Source organism: Shewanella litorisediminis (assembly GCF_016834455.1).
GTDB classification, from domain to species: Bacteria; Pseudomonadota; Gammaproteobacteria; order Enterobacterales; family Shewanellaceae; genus Shewanella; species Shewanella litorisediminis.
The window spans coordinates 1,585,242-1,595,311 of the sequence record NZ_CP069213.1 but is presented as its reverse complement, the minus strand read 5'-3'; the positions used below and the strand labels follow the sequence as shown (position 1 = coordinate 1,595,311).

At 52.7% G+C, this 10,070-nt stretch carries 9 protein-coding genes; 5 read left to right on the top strand and 4 right to left on the bottom strand.

Annotated features, from left to right (window positions below):
• Positions 1–6 precede the first annotated feature (6 nt).
• On the top strand, positions 7–1,350 hold the full coding sequence (locus JQC75_RS06960; RefSeq protein ID WP_203326700.1) for a sigma-54-dependent transcriptional regulator: 1,344 nt from the start codon (positions 7–9) through the stop codon (positions 1,348–1,350).
• A 274-nt stretch (positions 1,351–1,624) separates the two neighbouring features.
• Positions 1,625–3,193, top strand: coding sequence for a DUF11 domain-containing protein (locus tag JQC75_RS06955; protein WP_239002101.1), 1,569 nt, complete (start codon positions 1,625–1,627; stop codon positions 3,191–3,193).
• A 95-nt stretch (positions 3,194–3,288) separates the two neighbouring features.
• Here JQC75_RS06955 and JQC75_RS06950 read toward each other — a convergent pair whose 3' ends face one another.
• Positions 3,289–5,130: an Ig-like domain-containing protein gene (locus JQC75_RS06950; protein WP_203326698.1), complete on the bottom strand. Its 1,842-nt coding sequence runs from the start codon at positions 5,128–5,130 to the stop codon at positions 3,289–3,291.
• 630 nt (positions 5,131–5,760) lie between these two features.
• Here JQC75_RS06950 and JQC75_RS06945 point away from each other — a divergent pair.
• The 3 genes from JQC75_RS06945 to JQC75_RS06935 all read left to right on the top strand — a co-directional run bounded on the left by JQC75_RS06945 (position 5,761) and on the right by JQC75_RS06935 (position 7,558).
• Complete coding sequence (locus JQC75_RS06945) at positions 5,761–6,627, top strand: MBL fold metallo-hydrolase (protein WP_203326697.1); 867 nt, start codon at positions 5,761–5,763, stop codon at positions 6,625–6,627.
• 64 nt (positions 6,628–6,691) lie between these two features.
• Positions 6,692–7,105, top strand: coding sequence for an SRPBCC family protein (locus JQC75_RS06940; protein WP_203326696.1), 414 nt, complete (start codon positions 6,692–6,694; stop codon positions 7,103–7,105).
• A gap of 51 nt (positions 7,106–7,156) precedes the next feature.
• Positions 7,157–7,558 carry a GFA family protein gene (locus tag JQC75_RS06935; RefSeq protein WP_203326695.1) on the top strand — a complete coding sequence of 134 codons (402 nt, stop codon included), beginning with the start codon at positions 7,157–7,159 and terminating at the stop codon, positions 7,556–7,558.
• 111 nt (positions 7,559–7,669) lie between these two features.
• Here JQC75_RS06935 and JQC75_RS06930 read toward each other — a convergent pair whose 3' ends face one another.
• The 3 genes from JQC75_RS06930 to pstB form a co-directional block, all read right to left on the bottom strand.
• Entirely contained in the window at positions 7,670–8,242 is a 573-nt protein-coding gene (locus JQC75_RS06930) for a DUF502 domain-containing protein (protein ID WP_203326694.1), read from the bottom strand.
• A 268-nt stretch (positions 8,243–8,510) separates the two neighbouring features.
• Positions 8,511–9,221, bottom strand: a complete 711-nt coding sequence (phoU, locus tag JQC75_RS06925) for a phosphate signaling complex protein PhoU (protein ID WP_011759526.1) — start codon at positions 9,219–9,221, stop codon at positions 8,511–8,513.
• Between the two features lie 23 nt (positions 9,222–9,244).
• Positions 9,245–10,063, bottom strand: a complete 819-nt coding sequence (gene pstB / locus JQC75_RS06920) for a phosphate ABC transporter ATP-binding protein PstB (protein WP_203326693.1) — start codon at positions 10,061–10,063, stop codon at positions 9,245–9,247.
• Positions 10,064–10,070: the final 7 nt, after the last annotated feature.

Here is a 10,070-nt window from a genome sequence, read left to right as displayed (position 1 = left end):
ACCGACATGAACAAAGTGGTGCAAAAGGAATCCCGCGCTGCTGGCACAATGCCCCGCCATCTCTTGCTCCTGTCAAAATCCCGGGAAGCAACAGATGTTAGTCGTCGCCTAGCGGCATACGGCTGGCATTGTCTGACTGCCGCCAGCGGTCACGAAGCAATTTTGAAACTGAGCGGACAGCAGCTGGGTGTTGCCGTCGCCATGCTGTGCCCGCGTACCGATACCCTGTCTTCAGACATTGCCCTTATTCAAAGCCATTTTCCTCACTTACTCTGGATAGCCCTCACCGATGGCAAACTGGATAAGGCTTGTCAGTGGCTGCTCAGCGCCCGGTTCATCGACTATCATCACACCCCCCTTGACTGGGACAGAGTCAACAAAGCGTTGGGCCACGCCGAGGGCATGGCTAAATTGCTGCCGATAAAAAGCCCTGGGGTTAAAATCACGGATATTTTGGGCACACATCCCTGTATCAGCAAGTTAAAACGGGATTTAAAAAAGCTGGCCAGCACTGACGAAACAGTGCTGCTCAGCGGGGAAACCGGGACAGGTAAAGGCCTGTGTGCAAAATGGCTGCACCGCATGTCTGCCCGGGCAGAGGGCCCCTTTGTCGCCATCAACTGCGGCGCATTACCCATAGGCCTGATTCAGTCCACCCTGTTTGGCCACGAAAAAGGTGCCTTTACCGGCGCCGACCGGCAGTATCAGGGGCACATTGAACAGGCCAAAGACGGGGTACTGTTTTTGGATGAAATCGCCGACCTGCCGCTGGAGCTGCAGGTCAACCTGCTCCATGTCCTTGACGACAGGCAAATCACCCGTATCGGTGGCAAGAGCCCCCAGAAAATCAATTGCCGCATGATTTTCGCAACTCACCAGAACCTTGAAAAAGCAGTTGATGAAGGGACCTTCCGGGAAGATCTGTACCACCGGATTAATGTGCTCAGGCTGCATGTACCCAGCCTCAGAGAGTACAGCAGTGAAGTCCAGTTGATGGCTGAGGCTTTTCTGGCTCAGATCTCCCCACCCAATGGTTCGCTGAGCTTCAGTGACAGTGCCCTCAGGGCCATGCGTCATTACGACTGGCCGGGCAATGTCAGAGAGCTGCAAAACCGCATACGGCGAGCGGTTATCATGGCTGAAACGCCGCTTATCACACCGGACGATTTGGGGCTCAGTGTTGCCATCCACGCCAAACACCAAGACCTGGTCAGCCAGCGGGACGAACTGGATGTTGAAGCCGTGCTCAAAGCTATCAGCGACCATAAACACAATATTTCAGCGGCGGCCAGGGCCCTGCATATTTCCCGCTCAACCCTCTACCGGTTACTGAAAAAAGAACCGAGTTAACTGTATCAGTGTCTCAATCCGCTGAAACACTCTGCTCCACTCATGCAACAACCCCGCCTTCAAGAAATAATATTTCCCATATATAACAATCACATAAATTAAGGCTTAAGTTTTGCTACTTCCATGCGTGAACGAGCAAGTCCATTACGTCCGCCGTTGGCATAAGAAGGCGTAACGGGTAACGCATACATAGAAGGAGCTAAAAATGAAACTACTCTGTAAAGGAAAGCTACTTCGTAGGTTCAGTGCCCTGGCGCTGGGATTTACGATGGGTATGGCCGCAACCCCCGCGTTTGCGGTGCATGATGACATATTCGAATTGGAGGGCAATGCTGTACAAAACGCCGTAGCCCCACCTTATGATTGGGCGACCCTGTACAACAACGGCAGTAACGATGGCGGCGATACACTGAGATTCACCGGCATTGTCGACGATACTCCCGATGCATCCGGGGTTGACAGCAGTATTTTTACAGGTGGCCGTAAAGACATTCAGGACATCACTGAATGGGCACACAAAATGGGTAGCTCACCCGATAAGGATGAAATAACCCACGCCTATGCCGCAGCCTATAACATCAATGATGATTTGGTTGTTTATTTTGGTGCCGACAGGATCTCCAACAAGGGGGATGCCTTCCTGGGATTCTGGTTCTTCAAACAGCACGTCGCGGCCTTACCAAACGGTAACTTTGAAGGCGTGCACACCAACGGTGATGTACTGGTACTGGCTAATTTCCCACAATCCGCAAATGCCAGCCCTGAAATCCGTGTCGATGTGTGGGATACAAGTTGTAATAAGGCAGCCAACAACAATCCAGCTGCCGGCGAGTGTGATGCCGCCAATCTGCGACTGCTGTATAAAGGAGCAGCCATCTGCGGCTCTGGCTTGGGTAACGACCTGGTTTGTGCCATCACCAATGATGAAAATGGGTCCTATGATCCTACCCCATCCCCTTGGCCTTATCAGTCAAAAAACAGCAATAATGCCAATGAGTTCCCATACGAAACCTTCTTTGAAGGTGGCATTAATCTGACCCAATTGGTGGGTGGCGACAGTTGCTTCAGCAGCTTTATGGCAGAAACCCGTTCATCCAGCGAGTTTACCGCCACGTTGAAAGACTTTGTTATCCATGACTTTGAACTGTGCAGTGTTGATATTACCAAGACCTGCAGTCAGGCCAGAGTGAATGCAACAGAAACCGGTTATGAGTATGACTTTACCTATAAAGTCACCAACGACGGTGCAGGTACCCTGTACAACGTCATGGTAACCGACAACGTAGCCAATCAAACCTTTAACGTTGGTACTCTGGTGAAAGGTGAAACTGCTGAAGGTAGTGGTACCTTTGAAAGTAACCTCAATGGCCTGCAAAACACCGTCAGTGTAACAGCAGCCGGCACACCAAACGGTGACTCCACCATTTCCGATACCGGTGGCGCCGATTGTCAATCACTGAGCATTTCGCCCATGATTAATGTGACCAAAGACTGTGATTCCAACTTTGTTGAAACTGAAAATGGTGTGATTGCCAAAGTCAGCTTCTCAGGGCAGGTCTGTAACACCACAGCCAATAACCTCACACTGATCAATGTAACGGTAACAGATGACTCAGGTACTCCATCTGATCCATCTGACGACGTCGATGTGCTCTCAGGTGTGACCTTAGGTGGTGGCGCATGTATGCCTTACTCAGGCGATTACGTGCCTAAAGCATTCACCTCTCCAGTAGACAAGACTTTCAGTGACACCGTCTTTGCCGTGGGACAACTGAAGATTGATGGCTCAAGTGCCTTCAGTGAAAATTCTGCCACCTGCCCAATTTGTCCAAGTGGCGAATAACGCTGTATCAGGAAACGCATCAATTAAGCGTGTAACAACCTGAACCAAAACAAAAAGCCCGGTATATAAACCGGGCTTTTTTTATTTTCTTGTTCTCAGCGGTTCTTACCCTTACCACCTGTACTGCCGCCTGTACTGCCATCCCCTGTGTCACCGGTTGATGAGGTCAGGTTGACTGTGACGGTTGCACTGGCTGAGCGGGTACCATCAAACAGGGTGTAGCTGAAGCTGTCGCTGGTTTTGAATGCCTTGCCCGGAGTGTAGCGTACACTGCCATCGCTGAGAACGACTACTGTGCCTTTGGCGGCGGCAGAAACCTGTACAGTTACATTGGCGCCCTGGGCGATAACATCATTGGCCTTCACTGCGATGTTCACAGCTTGCTTACTGTTGATATTCACCTGATCGTCGTTGGCGACCAGCTCACTGGCAGCTGGGGCTGCGGTCACCTGATAAGTCAGGTTGGTGCTGCCTTTAACGCCGGTGTCAGCCAGTGAAGTGGCAGTCACAGGCACGTTGTAGTTACCTTCGGCGCTGCTACCGGCTGACGTCACCGCCAGGGTCACCTGCTGGCTTGCACCGGGGGCCAGAGTTACTGTGGCCGTGTTGGCCTGCCAACCGCTGAGCACGGTGGCTGCAACGCGGTAATCGGTGGCACTGCAATCTGCTGAGTCGCGGTTTTCAATCCTCACACTGTACTGCACCGTGTCACCGGCAAGGCCTGAAGCGACACTTTGCACCGCAGAGACAGTTGGCGCTGCTTTCAGGCACTGGCCTGCTGCGCTACCCAACTGGACGCTGATATCCGCACTGCTGCCATTGGCAGACAAAAGGCTGAAGGTCACGCCTGAATCCGGATCGGTAAAGCTATCACCGATAGCCATGGCAGGGTCCTTCCAGTCATTCGTGCCATATCTTTGCTTGAAGTATGCGTCTGGCTTCATGTGCAAGACGCGGCTGCGAGGCTCGCCTTCGGTTACCATGCGTACCAATACACCCTCGGTTACGTCACCGCGGTACATGGTGTAAGAGCGTGCGGCAAGGAAACTGTCATGGGCCAGAGACTGGCGATACTCGATGTAAAACCAGCGTTGCTTACCAGTGACCGGATCGGCGCCGCGTGGAATTTTCACGGCAATGGGTTGACCATTGCTCTGCTCATAGGCGCCAAGTGTGTATATACCATCCTCTGCAGCCACGGCAACCGCACCTGAAGCCGCGCTGATCCAACCCAGCTGTTCTTTTTGCTCCGCACCGAAGTAGCCCATGTCTGAGTTGCCCATGGTGCTGTAGCTGTCACCATATTCAATTGCACGGCAGTTACCCGCCAGGGTGCCGGCATCACAATCCCAGGCACCGGCATGTTCCAGTCCAAGGTTGTGACCGAATTCGTGTGCAACAACACGCGCGGGCTGCGGGCCATTGATGACGGCGCGGGATGGCAGACCGGTCAGGGTTGCAGAGCCTTCAGACTGACAGGCATCCTTGGTGGTGAGATACACATAACGGTCGTACTGGCCGATGGGCACGCCGGCGGCAATCGCCTGCTCATTGATGGACTGCGCCAGTGTATTGGCATTGTTGCACACCTGGTTGGACATAGGGGCGGTGAATACACCGGCCACAGTACCTGTGAGCCACAATTGGTTGTCTGAAGCGGCACGGTAGAAATCATTGACGGTACCGAACACCATGGCATCGGCTTCGCTGACGCTCATGGGCAGATCATTGGGGTTTTCCTGAAAGTTGACCAAAAACACCAGGGTTTTCTGCGCCCCGGTGACAGCGGCACTTGCGGCCACGGGTGCCATGGCGGCCAGTCCCAGTGCGGACATCACCATCATTGAAGCGGCTGTCTTGCCAAAGACCTTTGCCGAAAGGCGCTGTGACTGACGAATTGTGGCGGTGCTTGCAGTAACTTGGGTCAACTTTGTCATTTTGCAACTCTTTTGGGCTATTCAAATTCGGTGTTTTCAGATTCCAGGTAACTGATAAAACATGAATTTGCTTGTGAATAACAACGGAAGCTTTTGCGTTTCTGAACCTCCTTTTTTCCGTTTGAAACGCTTTCCTTCACTTTTTCACCCAAACCTCTATGGATCTGTTCGGCGGGGCCATTCTATAAAGAAATTAATCGGCATGTATATAGGCTAAAACCCAGTAAATTTGCGGGTTTGAGGCCTTTTCTTTTAAAAACAACACATAAGATTGATTAAATTTTGACCTGGTCATACCAGACGAACTTTTGACTAATTTCCATTAAGTTAGCTGTCCGTAAAAATTCATAATTGCTTTTTTTACGAGAAACATGGCTTTAATTTGCCAGTGTCAATAAAAAGTCAAATGTCTAAAATTTGACACCGCAAAAATGGCACTTTCCATTGTGTGCAATGGGTACTGTCAGAGCCCATAAATATGTCTGCCGAAAACGCGGCTTCAGCCCGATAGAAAGCGTTTTGGACAGAGCGACGGGAATACTTCTGGCAGGGGGCGATGGGATCGCTTTACTTGCGTTTGAGGCGAATTCTTGTAGCTTTAAACAGGTTTACAACAACAGGGATATATCGATGAACAAACTGCCACTGATTATGCTGCTGTGCTGCAGCGCAGCCATGTCCGCCGACGACAAATTTGCTGCCGTAGAAATCAAAAGTACGCATCTCAAAGACAGTGCCTGGATGTTTGAAGGCGCTGGCGGCAACATAGGCGTCAGCAGTGGCGACGATGGCCTGCTGATTATCGATGACCAGTTCGCGCCACTGGCTGACAAAATTACCGCAGCATTGGCGCAAACTCCGGGGGCCAAAGCGGCGCCCATGCCGCGTTACATCATCAATACCCATTACCATGGCGATCACACGGGAGGGAATGCCCACTTCGGCGCCCAGGGTACTGTGATGGCCCATGACAATGTCTTACAGCGGCTGCAGAAGGATGAGAAATTCCCTGTCGAAGGTTTGCCGGTGATTACCTATGACAGGGGCATCAGTATTCGTTTCAACGGTGACAACCTGAAGATTACCCATCTGGGCCCCGGCCATACCGACGGTGACAGTGTGGTACATTGGCAAAAAGCCAATGTAGTTCATATGGGCGACCTCTTCTTTAAAGACAGATTTCCCTTCATCGATCTCAAGGGTGGCGGCAACGTAATCGGCTATCGAGACAATGTCGCGGCAATACTGCAAATTATCGATAACGACACCAAAGTCATTCCCGGGCATGGCGAGCTGGCCTCCAAGGACGACCTGTTAAAGTTCAAGCACATGCTCGATGACAGTATCAACTGGGCCAAGGAAGCCCTGAACCAGGGAAAGAGTCTCGAACAGATGACCTCCGAAGGCTTGGCGGAAAAATATAAGAGCTGGAGCTGGTCGTTTATCAATGAGGAAAAATGGATTGCCACCCTTTATGAAGGACTTAAGTCCTCCTGAGATTATCGCGGCAGGCTGTTGATGCACTGCCGCGATTTCCCCCGTGTACAAGGAACTCAGTACCATGAAAACCACAGTACAAACCCTGATTGATGCCCCCATCGCCATGGTATGGCAAGCCTGGACAACCCCGAGCCATATCTGCCAATGGAATTTTGCGGCCAACAGCTGGTGTTGCCCCTCGGCCGAAATCGACTTACGTGAAGGCGGTACCTTCAGTTACCGGATGGAGGCGCGCGATGGCTCCATGGGCTTTGATTTTGGCGGCACCATCACCCATTTGTTCCCCGGCAGCGCCTTGAGTTTTCTTATGGAAGATGGTCGCGAAGTGCAAGTGACCATGCGCCAAACCGGGGAAGGTGTCTTACTGGAGGAAATCTTCGACAATGAGGATCAGCATACCGCTGAGCAGCAACGGGAGGGCTGGCAGGCCATCCTCAACAACTTCAGGCAACATGTGGAATCCCTTCGCAGCTGACAAGGGTAGCTGATAAGGGCAGCTAATAAAGCGTCAATAAGGAGAAAAACCATGACAACGCAAGGTGGTTGCCACTGCGGCAACATTCGCTATCAGCTGAGTGCCGATCCCTTTGATGCCGACTATTGCCATTGTCTCGATTGCCAAAAGACCACAGGCGCACCGTTTGGCGCCTGGATGGACTTTAAGGTCGACGAAATCACCTGGCTTGGGGCCCCCATCAAGGAGTACGCTTCATCAGACAGCATACGCCGGGGATTTTGCCCAGACTGCGGTTGCACGCTGAGTTATCGCAGCACCCAATACCCCGACTACCTCACCCTGAGCATCTGCTCGCTGGACGACGCGTCGGGCATTTCTCCCAAATACCATATCCATACCCAACGTCAGCAACCCTGGCTGAAGATCTCCGATAACTGTCCTCGTTACCTTAGATGTCGCTCCGAGGGATAGCTTCGCGCAGCCTGGAGAGCAGTCACACACTGACAGACTCAACAGAGTTTGGTGGTTTGCGGGTTGAACCGGCCCAGGGGCACTCCCCCAGGGCCTGCATCCAGTGACAACTCAGGACTTTGACAGACCGGCGGTCAGGTTAAAACGCATCGCCTCTTCAAAGCTCCAGTCAACCTTAATAAGGTCCTCACGCTTAACCAGGGTAGTCACACCGGCCATTTGATAGGAAAGCTGAAACAGCACGGGCACCCAATCCCCCTCCCCCAACGCCTTTGATACAGGCTCTGGCGCCTTGTCGGTCATGATAAAGCCCACCACGTAACCGCCATTGGCCTGTTTGACCAGCACCACTTGCTGGTCTTTGGGCTTACCATCACGGTTCATCAAAGAAGCGATGTCCCTGATGCTGCCATACACGGATTTAAACAGTGGAAAGCGCATCAGCGCGCGTTCAACCTTACCCCAGAGCCACAGGATTGGGCTGACGGAAAACAGCAAGCCGGCCGAGAATACCAGGGCAATCACCAGCAAAAAGCCCTCTCCCACAAAGAGCTTGGGAAAACCCACCAACTCCAGCAGCAAAACACCAAGCTCGTCCAGCGACACAAACAGCGACCAGAAAAGCCACAGGCTCAGTGCCATGGGTAATACATTCATCAGTCCACGTGTCAGGGTGGTTTTCATTGCATCCTCGATTAAAACGCTGGGGATTGGGGCGTATCTGTCCCCGGAAATTGTCCGCTATGGTATCACAGCCGTTTACTCTGGCTATCTGTGCCTCAAGCCGTTTCATTGCCTGTGTCAGTACCACAGCTTTTGCGGCGTTAAGGGGTATCGCCACGTACCAGCCGAGTCACATTAAGTGATGCGGATGCAGGCCTCAAGCTCAAAGTCTCAGGCACAAAAAAGCCGGGGCATCCCGGCTTTTGAGCATGGGCTGGAGGCTCAGGCATCAAAGATTGATGTCTTTTTCCATGTCCTCATAGGAGGTATGGCGCACGTCCTTGCCCTTAACGTAGTAGATAATGTACTCACAGATGTTTTTACAGCGATCCCCTACCCTTTCCACTGCGCGGGCAGCCCAGAGCACATCCAGCACACCCGGAATAGAACGGGGATCTTCCATCATGTAGGTCATCAGCTGACGAATGATGCCCTCGTATTCCTTGTCCAGACGCGCATCTTCGCGGTGCAGCTCCAGGGCCGATTCCACATCCATCCGCGCCAGTGCATCCAGCGTGGAATGCAGCATGCGGGTGGCATGGCGCCCCATGGACTCGATACTCACCAGCAGTGGTTGCTGGTTGTTGTTGCGTTTCTCCAGCGCCGCCTTGGCAATGCGTACTGAGGCATCACCGATACGTTCAAGGTCGGCAATGGTCTTGGAGATGGCAATGATAAGGCGCAGGTCGCTCGCCGCCGGCTGACGCTTGGCGATGATGCGGGTGCACTCTTCATCGATGGACACTTCCATGCCGTTGACCTTGTGGTCGCCATCAATCACCCGCTTGGCGAGCTCGGCATCCAAACCACCGAGGGCATCCAGTGCCTGCTCCAGCTGACGTTCCACCAGACCACCCATGGCCAGAACCCGGTTACGGATGTCGTCCAGCTCGGCATTGAACTGACCGGAAATATGCTTATTGGTACTCAATTTATCCATGTGAATTCAAACGCCTCTTGCTGTTAACCGTAACGGCCTGTGATGTAGTCTTCTGTCTTGCGCTGGGATGGCGTGGTAAAGATGGTGTTGGTATCGGCATATTCCACCAGCTCGCCCATGTACATAAAGGCCGTTTGATCCGATACCCGCGCCGCCTGTTGCATGTTGTGGGTAACGATAACCACAGTGTACTTGGCCTTGAGCTCGGTGATGAGCTCTTCAATGGTCAGGGTCGAGATTGGGTCCAGGGCCGATGTGGGTTCATCGAGCAGCAGCACTTCGGGCTCAATGGCGATGGCTCGGGCAATCACCAGACGCTGCTGCTGACCACCTGAAAGACCAAAGGCATTGTCATGCAGTCGGTCTTTCACTTCATCCCAAATGGCAGCGCCGCGCAGAGAGCGCTCACAGGCTTCATCCAGCTCACGACGGTTGTTGATGCCCTGCAAACGCAGGCCATAGACCACGTTTTCGTAGATGGACTTGGGGAAGGGATTGGGGCGCTGGAACACCATACCCACGCTGCGGCGCAGTGCAGCCACATCCACCGCCTTGTCGTAGATATTCTGCTCATGCAGGCGAATTTCACCTGTGATATTGCAGTTATCCACCAGGTCATTCATGCGGTTAATGCAGCGCAGCAGGGTCGATTTACCGCAGCCGCTGGGGCCGATAAAGGCGGTGACACGCTTTTTCGGGATCTTCATCGACACGTCGAACAGCGCCTGCTTGGTGCCGTAGTGCAAATTGAGGTTGTGGATCTCCAGAGCCGTCTCCGACGCGGGCAGATTGGCCAAATCCAGGGTTTCGGTCTTCATTACTGTGCTGTCTATCGAAATCATATTCTGT